Source organism: Corynebacterium gottingense (genome assembly GCF_007559235.1).
Taxonomy (GTDB): domain Bacteria; phylum Actinomycetota; class Actinomycetes; order Mycobacteriales; family Mycobacteriaceae; genus Corynebacterium; species Corynebacterium gottingense.
Genome location: NZ_VMHH01000009.1, coordinates 39063 through 55987, shown reverse-complemented (window position 1 = coordinate 55987; position 16925 = coordinate 39063). Strand labels below are relative to the sequence as shown.

The following is a 16925-nucleotide window of genomic DNA, read 5'->3' as shown; positions in this document are numbered from 1 at the left end:
ATCTACTCCCCTGCAACTTCTTCAACGGTGACAAGGTGACGGACCTTGAGCACCTGGCCGCGGGTAGCGGCGTTGTCCTTCTTGATCACGGACTGGCCGATCTTGCGCAGACCCAGAGCCTCAAGGTTCTGGATGGTCTGCGGCTTCTCGCCGACCTTACCGTGGTGCAGTGTAATCTTCAGTGCCATTGTGCTTACGCCTCCTGTCCTGCGCGTGCGCGCAGCATACGGGCCGGGGCAACGTCCTCGACGTCCTTGCCACGCTTCGCGGCGACCTCTTCGGGGCGCACCAGTTCCTTCAGGCCGGCAACGGTTGCCTGAACGACGTTCAGGGCGTTGTCGGAACCGAGGGACTTGGCCAGGATGTCCTGGACGCCTGCGCACTCGAGCACCGGACGGACAGCGCCGCCGGCGATGACACCGGTACCGGGAGCAGCCGGGCGAAGCATCACGACGCCCGCGGCTTCCTCACCCTGGACCGGGTGCGGGATGGTGCCGCCGATCATCGGGACGCGGAAGAAGTTCTTGCGAGCTTCCTCGGCGCCCTTCTGGATTGCGGCGGGAACTTCCTTCGCCTTGCCGTAGCCGACGCCGACCATGCCCTGGCCGTCGCCGACCACAACGAGTGCGGTGAAGGACATGTTGCGGCCACCCTTAACGGTCTTTGCGACGCGGTTAATGGTGATCACGCGCTCGATGTACTTGTCGCGCTCGTCGTTCTGGTTGCGGCGGTCGTCGCGGCGGCCGCGGCCACCGCGCTCGTTCTTGTTGCCTTTGTTGTTCTGGTTGTCGGCGGAGCGTCCGCCGTCACGCCGTTCACGTTCGGCCATTACGCGATCCTTCCGTTGATGGTGATGGTTGCGGTGATCATTAGAACTTCAGACCACCTTCACGAGCTGCTTCAGCAAGAGCTGCGACGCGGCCGTGGTACTTGTAGCCGCCGCGGTCGAAGACGATCGCTTCGATGCCAGCTGCCTTGGCGCGCTCTGCAACGAGTGCGCCGACCTTGGCTGCCTTGTCCTTCTTGTCCCCGTCCAGGTTGCGGACGTCCGGCTCCATGGAGGAAGCGGCCACGAGGGTGTGGCCAGCCAGATCGTCGATGACCTGCACGTGGATGTGGCGGGACGAGCGGTGCACGACGAGACGCGGGGTCTCCGGGGTGCCACGCAGGGTCTTGCGGATGCGGTTGTGGCGACGTGCGCGAGCCTCGCGACGGCGGGACGAGATGTCCTTGCCAATCGGGGTGCGCTTGGTGTTCTCTGCAGTATTGCTCATGATTACTTACCCGTCTTTCCGACCTTGCGACGTACCTGCTCGCCCGCGTAGCGGATGCCCTTACCCTTGTACGGGTCATCCTTACGCAGACGGCGGATGTTCGCCGCAATCTGGCCAACCTGCTGCTTGTCGGTACCTTCGATCGAGAGCTTGGTGTTGCCGTCGACAGCAAAGGTGATGCCTTCGGGCGCCTCAATCAGGATCGGGTGCGAGTAGCCGAGGGAGAACTCGAGGTCCTTACCCTTCTGCTGCACGCGGTAGCCGACGCCGAAGATCTCCATGTTGATCTTGTAGCCCTCGGTCACGCCGATCACAAGGTTGTTGATCAGCGAACGCGACAGGCCGTGCAGCGAGCGGTTCTTGCGGTGGTCGTCCGGGCGGGACACCACAATCTGGTTCTCCTCAACCGCAACGGTGATCGGGGCCGGAACCTCGACGGTCATGGTGCCCTTCGGGCCCTTGACCTCGACGGTCTGGCCGTCGATCTTGGTTTCAACGTTGTTCGGGATTGCGATGGGTGCGTTACCTACACGCGACATAGTCTTTTCAACCTCCCTTTACCAGACGTAAGCGAGGACTTCCCCGCCTACACCCTTCTCTTGGGCCTGACGGTCGGTCAGGAGACCGTAGGACGTGGAGATGATAGCCACGCCCAGGCCTCCGAGGACCTGCGGCAGGTCGGTGGACTTTGCGTACACGCGCAGACCCGGCTTGGAAACGCGGCGCAGACCAGCGATGGAAGCCTCGCGGGTCGGGCCGTACTTGAGGTCAAGGGTGAGTTCCTTGCCCACCTTGGTGTCCTCAACCTTGTAGTCAGCGATGTAGCCTTCCTGCTTCAGAATCTCGGCGATGTTCGCCTTGAGCTTCGAGGACGGCATGGACACGCTGTCGTGCTGCGCATTGTTTGCGTTGCGCACGCGGGACAGCATGTCCGCAATCGGATCAGTCATGGTCATAGTGAGTGACCGGTTCCTTTCTCGTTGCGGTTCCCTAGCCCACCTGACCCTGAAAGGTCGCGTTTGCCGTGTGGTCTGTCGGGGGCTACTTCACGCTCCCCACGCTCAGTAACGTGGGGCGCTCGCCGCCTCCCTTGCACGCGGTCCGCATTCTGGCGGGGGGCCTGCAACAAAGTTGGATGTACAGTTGGTCTTTCGGCTTGCGCTCCTCGCACAAGTCCGACCGATAACCCTATACCTTGCGTCCCTTCCAGGGCAAATCGCTTTTCGACGCCCACTCGCCCGCCACCCAGCCTTCACCTCAAAACGGCAACGCGGGCCGCGCAGCGACGCGCGTCTGCCCAATGTCGGAGGCATCGCCCGCTTGCTGCCCCTGGATGTACGCAGCGGGGTCAAAGGACCGGTTCGATGAGTCGGCGTGGATGTACAGGCCGTGTGCGGCGGCGAATTCCGCCTGGGCGTTGCGGGCCTGCTCGGCATCGTCGATAAGCACCAGTGCGTACTCGCTCGATGACTCGGTGACGCGATGCTCTGCCTCGGCGAGGCGTTGGCCGATACGGATGGCGTATCCCGTCATGTACGAGCGGCGTTTGACCACGATGGATTCCGCAAGACTTGTGGCCCTGAGCTGGCCAGCGCCGTCCAGCATGACTACGCGGAGTATGGAGTACAGCAGACGCACGCGCTCGAGGTGGCTCTCCAACCCGAACACCGTGACCTGGTTGACGCGCGTGGAGTTGTACACGCGCTGATAGAAGCCGACGCAGTGCAGCGCCTGCGCGATACAGAGCAGGAGTTTTGCCTGCATATCGGTGTATGTTCCGGCGATCTTAAAGATTCGATAGGTCGCCGCCTTCCCCACTTCCGGTCGCGACAGGTCGCGCTCGGAGAATCCGTACGCGGCCATCAGGTCAAAGGCCTTCGCGTAAAACGAGTCGCCTTCGGGCGTCCCCTCGCGATCTTTAGCCTGGTTGAGTAGCTTTTGCACACGCTCTTTCACCTTGGTGCTGTCTTGCATTGCCATTGCCTTTCGTTTATTTTGTGAGGTACGGTTATGTTTACTACACTGCGATTAATTCTGCTACCCCGATGGGAAACTGCGGATGGCCGGACCGCGCTCCACATTTGACGCAACGCGTTATCCTGGCTCAACACCGAAAGGAGAACTCATGGCGAAGGACGATGCACTGCACACCACCCACGAATGGCTCGCCGCCGTGGCGAAAAAACTCGGCGTCGCGCCCGAGGCGGCGCGCTCGCTGGTGGGCGACGTACTGGACCTCACCGCCGCTGTGGCCCACAACGGGCCGTCGCGCCCGGCGGCGCCCACCACGGCATTTCTTGTCGGGCTCGCGGCGGGGCAACAGCTGGGCCCTGACGCCACGCCGGACGCGACGGAGTCGGCGACCCGCAAACTCATTGAGGCGACCACGCAGCTGCTCGAGCGCTACGACAACAGCGACAAGCACGAAAACGACGGGAGTGGCGCGAGCGATGAGCAGGATTAACCAGCGCTTCGCCGTCACCAAGGTCACCCTCGGCGACGGCGAGCAGGCGGGGCGGGTGTTCACGAACACCCGCGCGGATACCGTCACCACCGAGGAGCCGTTGGAGATCCGCGCCGGCGGGGAGACGCTCACCACCACGATGCGCACCCCGGGCCACGACGTGGAGCTCGCGCACGGCTGGTGCTACGCGGAAGGCCTGATTACCGCGCCGCAGGATGTGCGCACGGCCCGCTACTGTGCAGGCGCCGTCGGATCCGGCGGTGAGAACACCTATAACCTGCTCGACTTGGAGCTCGCCGAGACGGCAAAGCCGGTCACGCCGGAGTTCATCCGTCTCACCCCCACTACCAGCGCGTGCGGTGTCTGCGGCACGCAGTCCATTAGCGAGCTGCTGCACAAAGTCCGCATGCCCATCACCCCGATCGAGCTGGACCCGGAGCTCGTGGTGAAGCTGCCTGACGCGTTGCGCGCGGAGCAGAAGCAGTTTAGAAAGACGGGCGGGATCCACGCCGCGGGCGCGTTCGACCTTGATGGCAACCCGATCGTCGTGCGCGAGGACATCGGCCGCCACAACGCCGCGGACAAGGTCATCGGGCACCTGCTGCTGGAGGGCCGCCTCCCCGCGGACGACATGGTGCTGGTGATGAGCTCGCGTGCCTCGTTCGAGCTCGTCCAAAAGGCGGCCATGGCGGGATTCCCCGCGCTGGTGGCGGTTTCCGCCGCGTCGTCGCTGGCAGTGGAGCTGGCGCGCGAGACCAACATGGCGCTCGCAGGCTTTGTCAGGGACCGCCACTTTAACCTGTACGCCGGCACCCTCGCTTCGGTATGATCCCCAGCATGACCGCGCGCGAAATCCCCCAAGAGATCATCGACATGTTCTACCCGCCCATGCAGTATATGCGGGAGAAACTCGACCCCGATTACGGGCACCTCGCCGCCGTCCGCGCCACCGCCATCAACGGCTGCACGGTCTGCACGGCCATCCACCGTCGCAATGCCCGCGAGCACGGTTGGAGCGAGGACTACATCCTCAAGGTCGAGCAGTGGACCCGCCACGCCAGCGAGTTCAGCGAAACCGAGGCGCTCATCCTCGAGCTCGCCGATACGATCACCGAGCTCGATGACGCCCCCGATTCCCTCCCGAATGACCTGTGGAACCGCGCGCTGGACACCCTTGGAGAGGAAGTCACCCGCGCGCTCATCGTGGGAATTGTGGGCGTGAACAGCTACAACCGCCTCGGCATCGCCTTCAAGCAGGACCCCCGCGACGTCGCGCGCGTCACCGACTTCGACCTTCAGTAGCCCAACAGCACCAGCAGCGCACCCGGGCAAGCACCCGGCGTTTTACCAAGGTTGTGCCAAGATAGTGGGCGTGAATACACCCCACTCCCCCGCTCCCACCGACGGGACGGATGCCGCCGCCCTGCTCGGCGCCGTCCGTGACCTCCGCGATGCGGTCGCCGACACCGACGTCCCCACCGACAGCGCTGCGGCCGCCGACGCCCGCGCCGTGGTCAACCAGTTCGACGATTACATCCTGCCCCGCCTGAGCAATCTCGACGCGCCGCTGCTGGCCGTCATCGGCGGCTCTACCGGATCCGGCAAGTCCACGCTGGTCAACGGGGTCCTGCAGGAGCACGTCTCCAACCCGGGCGTGATCCGCCCGACCACCCGCCAGCCGATCCTGGTGGCCAACCCCGCCAACGCGGACTGGTTCAACTCCCCGGAGGTCCTGCCCGGCCTCGCCCGCTCCCACGGCGCCGGCGACGAGCAGTCCACCACGCTGCGCATCGTCCGCACCGAGCGGATCCCCGAGGGCCTCGCGCTTGTCGACGCCCCCGATTTCGACTCCATCGACGACCACAACAGGGCCCTGGCCTCCCAGCTCTTGGCGGCCGCGGACCTGTGGATCTTCGTCACCACACCCGCACGCTACGCGGACCAGCTGGTGTGGAACTTCCTCAACGACGCCGCCGGCCGCGGCATCGAGGTCGTCGTGGTGCTCAACCGCCTCGACGAGTCCTCCGCCGAGACCGTCCCCGCGGACCTACGCCGCATGATGGACCAGGCCGGGTTGTCGGGCGCGACGGTGTTCACCGTCCCCTTCATCACCGGCACGGACGAGTTCCTGCCCAACGAGGTGGTCGCCCCGCTGCGCGACTACCTGTCCACCCTGGCCAACGACACCGCGGCGCGCCGCGAGGTGGCCGGCAAGACGGTCGCGGGTGCGCTGGCGGGGGCGCTCGGGCGCGTCGACAAGCTCACTGCTGCCCGCGAGCAACAGGAGGCGTTTGCGAACCAGCTGGACGCGGCGATTTCAGAGCAGTACCGCGCCGCCAGCCAGCACGTCATCGAGGCGACCAGCGACGGCAAGCTCCTGCGCACCGAGGTCATGGACCGCTGGCAGGACGTCGTGGGCACCTCGGACGTCTTCCGCGGCGTCGAGCGCTGGTTCTCCCAGGCAGTAGACAAGGTGGGCAGCTTCTTCACGGGCCAACCCGCCCCGCTGCGCGAGGTGGAAACGGAGATTGAAACCGGGCTGCACGCAGTGCTTATCGACGCCGCCGAGACCGCCGCCGCACGCTCCTGGTCCCACGTCGGCACGGTCGCCCCGGAGCTGCGCGCCCAGGCGGACCCCTCGCTGGCCCGCGCCAGCGCCACCGTCTCCGACGACGCGGCCCGCCTCGTCCGCGACTGGCAGCAGGCCATGCTGGAGCGAATCCAGGACACCGCCGGCCAGAAACGCCAGCGGGCCCGCGCGATGTCGCTGGGCCTCAACGTCCTCACCGTCGCGCTGATGCTCGTCGTGTTCGCCTCTACCGCGGGACTCACCGGCGGCGAGGTCGCCATCGCCGGCGGCTCCGCAGTGGTGGGCCAGAAGATGCTGGAAACCATCTTCGGCGAGGACACGGTGCGCCGCATGGCCGCCGAGGCGAAGGCCGACCTCAACGAGCGCCTCGAGGCACTCATGGAGGCCGAGCGCAACCGCTACCGCGACGTCACCGCCCCGCTGCACCGTGGCGCCACCGCGGACCAGCTGCGCGAGGCGGCAGGCCAGGCCCGTGCACAGGCCAGCGTCCGCTTCCCGGAGGCCCTGCCCGCCCCGGCGAACCTTCCGGCGGTTGCGGGCGGTGAGGGTGGCGTCGATAAGCAACAAAGCTCCGGCGAAGCCGACTCGAAGCTGCGCGGCCTCCTGGACCAGCTGCGCGGCTCGTTCACCCGCCCGGACGCGCAGGACGGGGGCACCGATGGCGCTGTTTAGCTCGAAGGCACCGCTCGGCGAGCGGCTCGACGCGCTCGGGCAGGCCGCGGAGATCGGCCACCCCTACCTCTCCCCCGCGCAGCGCGAGCGCCTCGAAAAGGTCGCCCGCGCCGGCGCTGAACGACGCGCCCTGTCCGCCGAACACACCGTCGTCGGCTTCTTCGGCGCGACCGGCTCGGGCAAGACCTCGCTGTTCAACGCCATTGTCGGCGAGGACCTGGGCAAGGCCGCCGCGCGCCGCCCCACCACCTCCTCGCCGCTCGCCGCGGTGTGGGAGCCCGCCGGTTCCGAGGAGCTGCTCGACTGGCTCGGCGTGGAAGACCGCCGCGCCCGCAGCGGCGAGTTCGCCCCCGGCGCGGGCCCGCTGATCCTGCTCGACCTGCCCGATTTCGACTCCGTTGAGGCCTCCAACCGGGAAATCGCAGAGCGGCTCGCCGGCCAGGTCGACGTCCTCGTCTGGGTCTCCGACCCCGAAAAGTACGCCGACAGCGTCATCCACGAGCAATTCATCCGCCCGCACGCGGACCACGCCGCGGTGACCCTCGCGGTGCTGAACAAGTCGGACCTGCTGGCCGAGGGCGACATCCCCACCGTCAGCGCCTCCTTCAAGGGCCTCTTGCTTGACGACGGCCTCTCCAACGCCCACGTCATCCCCACCTCCACCCGGACCGGCGCTGGCCTCGCCGACTTACGCGACGCCATCACCCGCGTCGCCCGCGCCCACACGGCGCAGTCAGCCCGCATCGAGGCCGACATCCACTCCGTCACCGCGGACCTGATCCCGGCCGCCTCCGGCAAGCAGCTGGCCAAGCAGGAGAAGAAGACGCGGCCGGACAAGCACGCGAAGCGCGACATGGAAGCGACACTCGCCGAGGCGGCGGGCGCCGACCGCATCGCCGACAAGGCCGCCGCCGCGTACCGCAAGCGGCTGCGCGAGCGCACCGGGTGGCTCCTGACCTCCTGGATCACCCGCTTCCGGCCCGACCCGCTCAAGCGCATGGGCGTGCGTGACCAGTCCGACGAACTCGGGGTACACCGGTCTTCTATGCCGGAGCTGGACGCCGCGTCCAAGGCGGTGGCCAACCGGGGCGTGCGCGACTACGCCGAGGCGATCGCGGCGGGGCTGCCCAACCAGTGGGCAGCGGCAGTGACCGACCGCGCGGGGCAGGCGGCCGAGCAAGTCCCCGACGCGCTCGACCGGGCCATCGCACGCACCCGCGTGCCGGCCCAGCCGTCCAATGCCTGGTCGTTGCTGACCGTCGTGCAGTGGCTCGCCCTGGTTGCCGCGCTCATCGGTGTGCTGTGGTACCTGGTAGTCGCGTTCGTCCCCGGGATTCTCACCCCGCTGCTTGGCAGCGACCTGGTCCCGGATGTCGAGGGCTGGCCCGTCCCCACCCTGCTCATCATGGCGGGGCTGCTCACCGGGCTGGTGATCGGCCTGATCAGCGCGGTCTTCGGCGGGGTGCTCGGTTCCGGGGTGCGCAGGCGCACGAAGGCGGCGCTGCGGCGAGAGATCGCGGTCGTGTCCGAGGAAACCGTGGTTGCCCCGCTCGGCGAAATCCGCGAGGACTACGCGCGCTTTGCGCAGCGCCTCGCTTTCGCGCGCGGGTAGGCGTTTCGAGAGGCGTGAATTTTCCCGCAGCGCGATTTCGCCGGGGCGCGGCGAACCGGGCAAATGCAATATAGTTAGCCTATCTATGCGCAATTTTTCACGGCCCGCACCGATGTCCTCATGCTATACGCACGGTGGGCGCAAAACGTCTCCCGTGTGCCATACACCCAGTGGTAGGGTGGGCCGCACTTGGCAAGAAACCGAGGAGGCCAACGGCAGGAATGTTTTACGACGAAGCGCTTCAACAGGCCGGTTCCGCCACCACTAGAGCCCTCGGCGCCCTCCAGACCGCGAAAGTGTTGCTCCACGGTTTCGCCCGCCCTTGCACGGCAAGGTGGCCGGAAGTCACCGCCATTATTAACAGCATCGAGTTCGATGAGGCGACAAAGGATTTCTCGCTTCCCGAAGCAGCCCAGGAGCGCATGGACGATTGCTATGAACAGCTCGACAAGGCGGCAGATGATGCATGGCCCGAAGACCCAAATCCGTCTGATCTCACCGCCACAAATGCGTTGGATGCCGTCGCAAATCTCGCTTCGAACACGGTGAAGTATTGGGAGCAGTTAGGGGTGGCATTGTCGCCCGATAAAGACGACCACCTCCACTTCATTCGCCTGCTCGCCGCCGCACGCAGCCGGGTCACCGGGGAAACGCTCCACTTCGCTGAGATCGACGACATGGGCAACGTGTTTGTCTTCGAAGAGTTCCTTCCCCCGGCATTGGCGGAGACGGTAGGGGGCAGGAGCGCGACGTCGACAAGCACGCGCTTGGCCGACGTGATGATCAAGCGCGCAGGCATAGATGCAACCACCATCACTGTCGCCGCTGAGCCGGGAGTGGTCTCCATCGTCGGAGACGTCAACACGGCGCGGGCCATCTACGACGCAAACTTGGAAGCAGAGGCAGCAACACGCTCCAAACCCCCTGTTCAACCTGCCGAAGAGCGCGCGAACTACGAACCACTCGTCGACTTCACTACCGACCCCCCGTTGAGTTTCACGGACGTATTACACGCGATGGGCAATCCTGCGCCGAAGCCCATCATCGACAGCATGAATTGGAACACATTCCTCGGAAACGGATACCGGGCGAGCGTAACCGTCTGCGGACACAAGTTTGCCGCCAGTGCAACCGAAAAGGAAGGTGTGGTCACTGAGATAGAGATCAGCCCGCAAAACAACGCAAGTTTCCTCGGAATCCCGTTCCATATCCCCACGTCGAGGTTTACCGAAAAACTCGACGCCCTCGGCATACCGTGGGCCGACGATGGGCGATCAGGAATTGTCCTTTACGAGCACTGGGTAACGCTCTACAACGACGAGGGCCGGATCGAATCCATATTGTGGTATAACCCGGCAACATTCACCGATATTGAAATGCTCGATATCGCGTTTCCGCCCGACTCGCAGAAAAGCTAGGTAGGCCGCAGACGCGAAAATGCCCCCGGCTTGGAGCCGGGGGCATCGTCGTCAAGCGATCAAGCAAGCGCTTAAGCCCGCTTCATCTTACCGTCCTTGTCGGCGAACGGGAAGCCGAGGTGCGTCAGCAGGGCGCGACCCTCTTCGTCGTTCGTCGCGGTGGTGACGACGGTGATGTCCATGCCGCGGACGCGATCGATCTTGTCAATGTCGATCTCGTAGAACATGGTCTGCTCGGTCAGGCCGAAGGTGTAGTTACCTGCACCGTCGAACTGCTTGTCGTTCAGGCCGCGGAAGTCGCGGATACGCGGAAGCGCGACCGTCAGGAGACGGTCCAGGAACTCCCACATGCGGTCGCCGCGGAGGGTGACCTTCGCGCCGATCGGCATGCCTTCACGGAGCTTGAAGTTAGCGATGGACTTCTTCGCGCGACGGATCTGCGGCTTCTGGCCGGTGATCGCGGTGAGGTCCTCGAGTGCGCCGTTGATGACCTTGGAGTCTCGTGCGGCGTCGCCAACACCCATGTTGACAACAATCTTGGTCAGGCCCGGGATCTGCATGACATTGTCGTAGCTGAACTTCTCGTTCAACTGGTTGCGGATCTCGTCCTGGTAGCGGGTCTTCAGACGCGGGGTGTAGTTCTCGCTCATGCTAGATGTCCTTCCCGTTCGACTTGGCTACGCGGACCTTGTTGCCGTCCTCGTCAAAACGGTAGCCGACGCGAGTCGGGTTGCCGTCGGAATCCAGGACCATCACGTTGGACACGTGGATCGGTGCTTCCTGGGTGACGATGCCGCCGGACTCGGCGCCGCGCTCGTTGTACGAGTTTGCAACGTGCTTCTTCACACGGTTCACGCCCTCGACGAGGACCTTGTCACGCTTCGGGTAGGCCTCGATGACCTTGCCCTGCGCGCCCTTGTCCTTGCCAGAGATGACCTGGACCATATCGCCCTTCTTGATCTTCATAAGTTAGATCACCTCCGGTGCGAGAGAAACAATCTTCATGAACTTCTTGTCGCGCAGCTCGCGAGCAACGGGGCCGAAGATACGGGTACCGCGCGGCTCGGTGTCGTTCTTGATCAGAACGGCAGCGTTCTCGTCGAAGGAGATGTAGGAGCCGTCCGGACGACGGGTCTCCTTGGTGGCGCGGACGATGACGGCCTTGACAACCTCACCCTCCTTGACGTTGCCACCCGGGGTAGCTTCCTTCACAGAGGCGACGATCGTGTCGCCGATACCGGCGAAGCGTCGAACAGAACCGCCGAGAACGCGGATGCACAGCAGTTCGCGTGCACCAGTGTTGTCGGCGACCTTCAGACGCGATTCTTGCTGAATCACAGTTGGTCTCCTGACCTGGATCGATGTGCGTCAGATTTCCGTCCTGTACGCACGTGGTCATGTGCTTACTTGCATGCCTTCGCTTATCGACGAACACCGCCCCGGCCCTTGAGCCGCAAGCTGGTGCCGAAGGGTCTCGGATTTTCAGCTCGGAAACGCGCTTACAACCCGACCAGCGAGAGACAACTGCAGTATTAAAGCACGATATGCGCCCGAAATCCAAATCCGGTACCATTGTCGCGGCGCCGATCCTCCCGGTTCTCGGCCATGCCCGCAACGGGGGGGCAATAGCGGGGGCACGGTGGCGAGGATCACCTGCGCAGAATTAGCATTGCGCAGCTTAAACCACGTATGGTGTTACCTATGAACTTCGACAGCACATTGGCCGAATCAATCGGCTTTAAGGCGTACCTTTTCACCCACGAACTCCCCAAGTTCGCCGTACGTTCCATGCTCGCCGGCATGTTCCTCACTATCATCACCGCGTTCGCCGCTGTCGCAGCGACCTCGGTCGAGGCCCAGCTCCCCGGCTTCGGTAAGTATGTCTTCGCCCCGATCTTCGCAACCGCCCTCTACATCATCATCGTCCTCGGTGCCGAGCTGGCCACCGGCAATATGATGTACGCCACCTACGGCACCATCACCGGTCGCGTCCCCGGGTTCAAAGCGTTCTTCGCCGTCGTCGTGTGCACGCTGTTCAACCTGCTCGGCGTCCTGATCACCGCGTACTTCATCACCAAGACGACCGCGTTCGACACCGTCACCGCAGAGAACTTCCTCTACGGCGCCACCGCGGGCAAGCTGGCCAAGGACCCGGCGCACCTCTTCCTGGAGGGCATCTTCGCGAACGCCGTGGTGAACATCGGCATCCTCATGGCAGTCCAGGCCGGAAAGGACTTTAGCGCGAAGCTCATCGCCATCGTGCTGGTCATCCCGTCCTTCGCAGCGATGGGCTACGAGCACTCCATCGCGTCCTTCGTCATCTTCTCCCTCTCCGGCTACGGCATCGGCCCGGAGCACTTCGAGGGCTTCACCCTGGCCAACGGCCTGTCCAACTGGCTGTTCGTCTGGCTGGGCAACTACGTCGGCGGCGGCCTCATCATGGGCGGCGTCTACGCCTGGCTGAACCGCGGCGTCTCCCCGCTGCGCAGCTTCCCAATCGGCCACAAGACGGTCTAATTACTCTCCCCCGGGGCGCGGATGCGCCCTTTTCCCAAGCGCCTACACAAACTGCCGCACAAGCGCCACCAACGCCACCACGACGATGATGCCGCGCAGTACGGAGTTTGGAAGGCGCTTTGCTATTTGCGATCCACCCACGCCGCCGATCAGGCCGCCCGCGGCGACGATGAGCACCCCGAGCCACACAATCTCCGCCCCGAAGAACGCCCACGCAACGAGGTAGACCAGCGCCGCGGTGATGTTGACAAACAGGGACAAGAAGTTCTTCACCGGGTTGACGTCCTTGAGCGAACGCCCCGTCGCCACGGACATAATGGCCATGTACAAGATCCCCTGCGCGGCGGTGAAGTAGCCCCCATAGACCGCGGCGGCCCCCATCGGCGCGATCAGCTGGGGGCGCTTCCACGCCTGGCCAACAGCACCGCCCGGCTCTCCCGGCACCCCCGCCGCAGCTCTCTGCCCGAGCCACGCGGTGAGCTTCGGCTGGAAAATCACCATGAGCAGCGCCACCACGATGAGCACCGGCACGACAAAGTCCAGCGTGCTCGACGGCGACGACAACAACAGCAACGAGCCCGTACCGGACGCCAAAATGGTCACCACGATCATCGGCCCCAGGTACGGGAGTTCCCGTTTGATCTCCTTCCGGTACCCCAGCACCGAGCCGAACGACGCGAGCACCATGCCCGTCGTATTCGTGCGCACCGCCACCCCGGGCGGCAACCCCAGCGCCATGAGCACCGGAAGCGTGAGCAGCGAGCCGGAGCCCACCGCGGAATTGATCGCCCCCGCCATCATCGCCATCACAAACAACAGCAGCGCGCTCAGCGGCTCCATTTCGTCCTCCTCTGTTGATCTACATCGCTGATTCTCCGGCCCGGAAGCCGGCCCACTCGTTCGCGTCAGGTGCGAACACAGCCGAGGAGAACGCTACCTCCCCGCCACCGCCGGTGACTTCAAGCGCCGCCCCGTCCGCGGTGCACACCAGCTCACCTGCGGCGCAGTCCGCCCAGCGCATGAAACCGTCGACGGTGACGGACAGCGTGCCGCGGACCGCACCAGTGGGCCCGGCCGGATGGGGCGCCCAGGCGACGGTCGCGCCGACGTAGCCGTCCACGTCGACGAGCTCCACCGAGCGCGGCTCGGCACCGAGTTCGCTGCGCCACACGACCATCTCGCCTTCGTTGTGGGGGAGGCGGAGGGTGGTGTGGACGGTGGCGTCGATAAGCGAAAGCTCCCGGGGAAGCGTGAGCTGGTGCACCCACCCCTCCGCGGCGAGCGTGGGCGTGTCATCGCGAGCGGGCAGGCCCATCCAGCCGAGCATGAGTGCGCCGGGACCGAAGCTGATGAGCTGCGGGGCGTAAAACTGGTGGCCGTAGTCCAGCGGGGTAAAGTCCGTGATGACCTCGAAGCGCAGGCCGTCGAGGCGGCCCACGATGTAGCCGCACTCGTCAGAGTCCGCGAACTGAGGGCAGAAGACGAGCACGTCGAGCTCCTCGCCGGTGGACTGATCCGTCATGCTCACCAGGTTCGGGCACTCCCACATGTGGGCGGACGCGGTGTTATAGTCCAGGCCGACAAACTCGATGGGACCGGCGTACTCCCACGACTCCAAATCGTCGGAAGTGTACACCACGACCGCGCCCGTGTTGGACTCGCTGCGCGCGCCGATGAGCATCCGCCACGAGCCGTCCGCGGCCTGCGTCACGTGGGGGTCGCGGAAGTCCGAGGTGAAGCCCTCCGGGAAGCCGTTGATGATCGGATTGTCGGCGCGCCGCAGGTAGGTCCCCCCGAGCGGCCCCTGGATGTCCTCCACCTCCACGACGTTCTGGCTCGTGCGGTGCTCGTGCTCGGCGTCGGCGTCCAGGTTTCCGGTATAGAACAGGCGCATGCGCCCGTCGTGCACCACCGAAGACCCCGAAAAGCAGCCGTCCGCGTCGTACGGAAAATCCGGGTAGAGCGCGTCGGGCAGGTGGTAGTACTCGCCGCTGCCAAGCCTGGTCACCGCGTGGCCCCAACCAGTGCGGCGCCGACCGTGCGGGAAGGCCGGGTCGTGCTGGTAAAACACGTGGAGCTCGTCGCCGATCAGCGTGAGCCCGTTCGGGTCGTTGAGGCGGCCCTGGGGCGGGCTGAGGTGAAACTTGGGGCGGTACGTCATGGTGCATAGTTTAGGGTGAGGGGCATGATTACCGTGTGTGGCGAAGCCCGCGTTGACCTCGTGCCCACCACCACCGACGCGCTCGGGCCGCTCCAGCCTGCGCTTGGTGGCGGCCCGTTCAACGTCGCCCGCGCGCTCGGCCGCGAGGGCCTCCTCGCGCTTCGGGAGGACGAGTGGGCGGACATCTTGTCCTTCGCCGCCCACGCGGGTGCGCTCACCGTCTCGCGCACGGGAGCAGAAACGCCCGCCCTGGAAGACGTTCTTGCCTTCCAGGGCGGGCGTGCGCTGCGCTAGCTTCGGCTGCTACTCCACAGTCACAGACTTGGCCAGGTTGCGCGGCTGATCCACGTTCAGGCCGCGGGCCTCCGCAACGGCGCAGGCGAAGATCTGCAGCGGCACCGTGGACAGGATCGGCTGCATGAGGCCGGCGGACGCCGGAATGCGGATGACCTCGTTGGCGTACTGGTTGACGTCCTCGTCGCCCTCCTCCGCGATCACGATGGTCACGGCGCCGCGGGCGCGGACCTCCTGGATGTTGGAGACGACCTTGGCGTGGAGGTTATTGCGCGAGTGCTTGGAGGGCACGATGATGAACACCGGCTGCCCCTCCTCCACGAGCGCGATCGGGCCGTGCTTGAGCTCGCCGGCGGCGAAGCCCTCCGAGTGCAGGTACGCGACCTCCTTGAGCTTCAGCGCGCCCTCGAGCGCGACCGGGAAGCCCACGTGGCGACCCAGGAACAGCACCGACTTGGCGTTTGCCAGGTCCTTGCCCAGCTGCTTGACCTGGTCCTCGTTGTCCAGGACCTTCTGCAGCTTGTCCGGCATGGCCTGCAGCTCATCCACCACGCCGCGGATCTCGTCCGCGTACTTGTCGCCGCGCACCTGGGACAGGTACAGGGCGAGCAGGTAGGACGCCACAATCTGGGAGATAAACGCCTTGGTGGACGCCACGGCGATCTCCGGGCCGGCGTAGGTGTACAGGACCGCGTCGGACTCGCGCGGAATGGAGGAACCGACGGTGTTGCAGATCGCGATGACCTTCGCGCCCTGCTCACGGGCGTGGCGCACGGCCATCAGGGTGTCCATGGTCTCGCCGGACTGGGACACGGCGACCACAAGGGTCTGCTCGTTGACGATCGGGTCGCGGTAGCGGAACTCGTGCGCGAGCTCCACCTCCGTGGGGATGCGGCACCAGTGCTCGATAGCGTAGCGCGCGACCTGGCCCGCGTAGGAGGCGGTGCCGCAGGCGACGATGATGATCTTGTTGATGGAGCGGAGCAGCGATTCGTCGATACGCAGCTCGTCCAGCGTCAGGGCACCCTCCTCGTTGAAGCGACCGTAGAGCGTGTCGCGGACTGCCGACGGCTGGTCGTGGATCTCCTTCTCCATGAAGGAGTTGTAGCCGCCCTTTTCCGCTGCGGTGACGTCCCACTCAACGCGGAACGGCTTGCCCTCGGCCTGCTCGCCGTCGAAGGAGGTGATCTCGTAATCGTGCGCCGTCAGGGTGACAATCTGGCCGTTGTCCATCTCCACCGCGTCGCGGGTGAACTCGATGAAGCCGGAAACATCGGAACCGAGGAAGTTGCGGTCCTCGCCCAGGCCGATGACCAGCGGGGAATTCAGGCGCGCAGCGACGATGCGGTCCGGGTGATCCGCGTGGATGGCCAGCAGGGTGAAGGCACCCTCGAGGCGGTTCGCGGTGATCTGCATCGCCTTGGTCAGGTCGCCGTCAGCCTCGTTGTCGTAGACATCGAGCAGGACGGTCGCGGCGACCTCAGTATCGGTCTCAGAAATAAAGGTGTGGCCCTTCTCCTCCAGCTCGTGGCGCAGGGAGGCGAAGTTCTCAATGATGCCGTTGTGCACCACCGCGAGGCGGCCGTTGCCCACTACGTGCGGGTGCGCGTTCACGTCCGTCGGGCCGCCGTGCGTGGCCCAGCGGGTGTGGCCAATGCCCAAGTTGGAGCTCGGGAGCGGGGCCTTTTCAATCTCCGCCTCCAGGTCTGCGACCTTGCCCGCCTTCTTGCGGTGCTCGATCGCGTTGCCGCTCATCACGGCGACGCCAGCTGAGTCGTACCCTCGGTACTCCAGCCTGCGCAAACCTTCAATAATCACGCCCAGAGCGTCGTGCTCGCCCGACGCGGGGTCACCAATATATCCAACGATTCCACACATAGCGACCAGAATACACGGGGTACACCATTGCTCCGAGTTCGCGCG

General features: G+C 65.1%; 20 protein-coding genes. 8 read left to right on the top strand and 12 right to left on the bottom strand.

Going from position 1 to position 16925, the window contains the following annotated elements; all coding sequences use genetic code 11:
• Positions 1–2 precede the first annotated feature (2 nt).
• The 6 genes from rpmD to FPH17_RS09795 all read right to left on the bottom strand — a co-directional run bounded on the left by rpmD (position 3) and on the right by FPH17_RS09795 (position 3248).
• Complete coding sequence (rpmD, locus tag FPH17_RS09820) at positions 3–188, bottom strand: 50S ribosomal protein L30 (protein ID WP_095277900.1); 186 nt, start codon at positions 186–188, stop codon at positions 3–5.
• Positions 189–193: 5 nt separating this feature from the next.
• On the bottom strand, positions 194–829 hold the full coding sequence (gene rpsE / locus FPH17_RS09815; protein WP_095547634.1) for a 30S ribosomal protein S5: 636 nt from the start codon (positions 827–829) through the stop codon (positions 194–196).
• A 40-nt stretch (positions 830–869) separates the two neighbouring features.
• Positions 870–1274 carry a 50S ribosomal protein L18 gene (gene rplR / locus FPH17_RS09810; RefSeq protein ID WP_154880250.1) on the bottom strand — a complete coding sequence of 135 codons (405 nt, stop codon included), beginning with the start codon at positions 1272–1274 and terminating at the stop codon, positions 870–872.
• Between the two features lie 2 nt (positions 1275–1276).
• Positions 1277–1813: a 50S ribosomal protein L6 gene (gene rplF / locus FPH17_RS09805; protein ID WP_095535298.1), complete on the bottom strand. Its 537-nt coding sequence runs from the start codon at positions 1811–1813 to the stop codon at positions 1277–1279.
• Between the two features lie 18 nt (positions 1814–1831).
• Positions 1832–2230 carry a 30S ribosomal protein S8 gene (rpsH, locus tag FPH17_RS09800; RefSeq protein WP_095535297.1) on the bottom strand — a complete coding sequence of 133 codons (399 nt, stop codon included), beginning with the start codon at positions 2228–2230 and terminating at the stop codon, positions 1832–1834.
• A 301-nt stretch (positions 2231–2531) separates the two neighbouring features.
• The gene (locus FPH17_RS09795) at positions 2532–3248 is read right to left on the bottom strand and encodes a DUF2786 domain-containing protein (RefSeq protein WP_154880248.1); all 717 of its coding nucleotides are present in this window, start codon (positions 3246–3248) and stop codon (positions 2532–2534) included.
• 151 nt (positions 3249–3399) lie between these two features.
• On the opposite strand from FPH17_RS09795, the gene FPH17_RS12115 reads away from it, so the two are divergent.
• From FPH17_RS12115 to FPH17_RS09765, 6 genes are all read left to right on the top strand, one after another.
• Entirely contained in the window at positions 3400–3738 is a 339-nt protein-coding gene (locus FPH17_RS12115) for a DUF6457 domain-containing protein (RefSeq protein ID WP_238397048.1), read from the top strand.
• Complete coding sequence (gene fdhD / locus FPH17_RS09785) at positions 3725–4567, top strand: formate dehydrogenase accessory sulfurtransferase FdhD (protein ID WP_154880246.1); 843 nt, start codon at positions 3725–3727, stop codon at positions 4565–4567. The genes FPH17_RS12115 and fdhD overlap by 14 nt, the downstream gene beginning before the upstream one ends.
• Positions 4568–4575: 8 nt before the next feature.
• Entirely contained in the window at positions 4576–5040 is a 465-nt protein-coding gene (locus tag FPH17_RS09780; protein WP_167496812.1) for a carboxymuconolactone decarboxylase family protein, read from the top strand.
• A 70-nt stretch (positions 5041–5110) separates the two neighbouring features.
• Entirely contained in the window at positions 5111–7000 is a 1890-nt protein-coding gene (locus FPH17_RS09775) for a GTPase family protein (RefSeq protein WP_244288097.1), read from the top strand.
• Entirely contained in the window at positions 6987–8612 is a 1626-nt protein-coding gene (locus FPH17_RS09770; RefSeq protein ID WP_154880243.1) for a GTPase, read from the top strand. The genes FPH17_RS09775 and FPH17_RS09770 overlap by 14 nt, the downstream gene beginning before the upstream one ends.
• Positions 8613–8833: 221 nt before the next feature.
• A complete protein-coding gene (locus tag FPH17_RS09765; RefSeq protein WP_154880241.1) occupies positions 8834–10030 on the top strand; it encodes a hypothetical protein in 1197 nt (398 codons plus the stop codon).
• Between the two features lie 71 nt (positions 10031–10101).
• On the opposite strand, the gene rplE is transcribed toward FPH17_RS09765, so the two are convergent.
• Genes rplE through rplN form a run of 3 tightly spaced genes read right to left on the bottom strand, consistent with a single transcriptional unit; the run spans position 10102 to position 11368 of the window.
• The gene (rplE, locus tag FPH17_RS09760; RefSeq protein WP_154880239.1) at positions 10102–10680 is read right to left on the bottom strand and encodes a 50S ribosomal protein L5; all 579 of its coding nucleotides are present in this window, start codon (positions 10678–10680) and stop codon (positions 10102–10104) included.
• Position 10681: 1 nt separating this feature from the next.
• Positions 10682–10996, bottom strand: coding sequence for a 50S ribosomal protein L24 (rplX, locus tag FPH17_RS09755; RefSeq protein WP_095277923.1), 315 nt, complete (start codon positions 10994–10996; stop codon positions 10682–10684).
• Positions 10997–10999: 3 nt separating this feature from the next.
• On the bottom strand, positions 11000–11368 hold the full coding sequence (rplN, locus tag FPH17_RS09750; protein WP_095277925.1) for a 50S ribosomal protein L14: 369 nt from the start codon (positions 11366–11368) through the stop codon (positions 11000–11002).
• A gap of 363 nt (positions 11369–11731) precedes the next feature.
• Here rplN and FPH17_RS09745 point away from each other — a divergent pair, with 363 nt between their 5' ends.
• On the top strand, positions 11732–12547 hold the full coding sequence (locus FPH17_RS09745) for a formate/nitrite transporter family protein (protein WP_158221603.1): 816 nt from the start codon (positions 11732–11734) through the stop codon (positions 12545–12547).
• Between the two features lie 42 nt (positions 12548–12589).
• Here the strand turns inward: FPH17_RS09745 and FPH17_RS09740 are convergent, their stop codons facing one another.
• Complete coding sequence (locus FPH17_RS09740; protein ID WP_154880237.1) at positions 12590–13387, bottom strand: sulfite exporter TauE/SafE family protein; 798 nt, start codon at positions 13385–13387, stop codon at positions 12590–12592.
• A 19-nt stretch (positions 13388–13406) separates the two neighbouring features.
• Positions 13407–14708, bottom strand: a complete 1302-nt coding sequence (locus tag FPH17_RS09735) for a glycoside hydrolase family 32 protein (RefSeq protein WP_154880235.1) — start codon at positions 14706–14708, stop codon at positions 13407–13409.
• Positions 14709–14732: 24 nt separating this feature from the next.
• Here FPH17_RS09735 and FPH17_RS12240 point away from each other — a divergent pair, with 24 nt between their 5' ends.
• Entirely contained in the window at positions 14733–15002 is a 270-nt protein-coding gene (locus FPH17_RS12240) for a hypothetical protein (protein WP_369825014.1), read from the top strand.
• Between the two features lie 9 nt (positions 15003–15011).
• Here the strand turns inward: FPH17_RS12240 and glmS are convergent, their stop codons facing one another.
• Positions 15012–16880, bottom strand: coding sequence for a glutamine--fructose-6-phosphate transaminase (isomerizing) (glmS, locus tag FPH17_RS09725; RefSeq protein WP_095553372.1), 1869 nt, complete (start codon positions 16878–16880; stop codon positions 15012–15014).
• Positions 16881–16925: the final 45 nt, after the last annotated feature.

Coding starts and splice junctions, on each gene's coding strand:
- FPH17_RS09745 (WP_158221603.1), top strand. CDS start 11,732: ATGAACTTCGACAGCACATTGGCCGAATCAATCGGCTTTAAGGCGTAC.
- FPH17_RS12115 (WP_238397048.1), top strand. CDS start 3,400: ATGGCGAAGGACGATGCACTGCACACCACCCACGAATGGCTCGCCGCC.
- FPH17_RS09740 (WP_154880237.1), bottom strand. CDS start 13,387: ATGGAGCCGCTGAGCGCGCTGCTGTTGTTTGTGATGGCGATGATGGCG.
- FPH17_RS12240 (WP_369825014.1), top strand. CDS start 14,733: ATGATTACCGTGTGTGGCGAAGCCCGCGTTGACCTCGTGCCCACCACC.
- rplE (WP_154880239.1), bottom strand. CDS start 10,680: ATGAGCGAGAACTACACCCCGCGTCTGAAGACCCGCTACCAGGACGAG.
- rpsH (WP_095535297.1), bottom strand. CDS start 2,230: ATGACCATGACTGATCCGATTGCGGACATGCTGTCCCGCGTGCGCAAC.
- rpmD (WP_095277900.1), bottom strand. CDS start 188: ATGGCACTGAAGATTACACTGCACCACGGTAAGGTCGGCGAGAAGCCG.
- rplX (WP_095277923.1), bottom strand. CDS start 10,996: ATGAAGATCAAGAAGGGCGATATGGTCCAGGTCATCTCTGGCAAGGAC.
- rpsE (WP_095547634.1), bottom strand. CDS start 829: ATGGCCGAACGTGAACGGCGTGACGGCGGACGCTCCGCCGACAACCAG.
- FPH17_RS09780 (WP_167496812.1), top strand. CDS start 4,576: ATGACCGCGCGCGAAATCCCCCAAGAGATCATCGACATGTTCTACCCG.
- rplR (WP_154880250.1), bottom strand. CDS start 1,274: ATGAGCAATACTGCAGAGAACACCAAGCGCACCCCGATTGGCAAGGAC.
- FPH17_RS09735 (WP_154880235.1), bottom strand. CDS start 14,708: ATGACGTACCGCCCCAAGTTTCACCTCAGCCCGCCCCAGGGCCGCCTC.
- rplF (WP_095535298.1), bottom strand. CDS start 1,813: ATGTCGCGTGTAGGTAACGCACCCATCGCAATCCCGAACAACGTTGAA.
- FPH17_RS09765 (WP_154880241.1), top strand. CDS start 8,834: ATGTTTTACGACGAAGCGCTTCAACAGGCCGGTTCCGCCACCACTAGA.
- FPH17_RS09795 (WP_154880248.1), bottom strand. CDS start 3,248: ATGCAAGACAGCACCAAGGTGAAAGAGCGTGTGCAAAAGCTACTCAAC.
- fdhD (WP_154880246.1), top strand. CDS start 3,725: ATGAGCAGGATTAACCAGCGCTTCGCCGTCACCAAGGTCACCCTCGGC.
- glmS (WP_095553372.1), bottom strand. CDS start 16,880: ATGTGTGGAATCGTTGGATATATTGGTGACCCCGCGTCGGGCGAGCAC.
- FPH17_RS09770 (WP_154880243.1), top strand. CDS start 6,987: ATGGCGCTGTTTAGCTCGAAGGCACCGCTCGGCGAGCGGCTCGACGCG.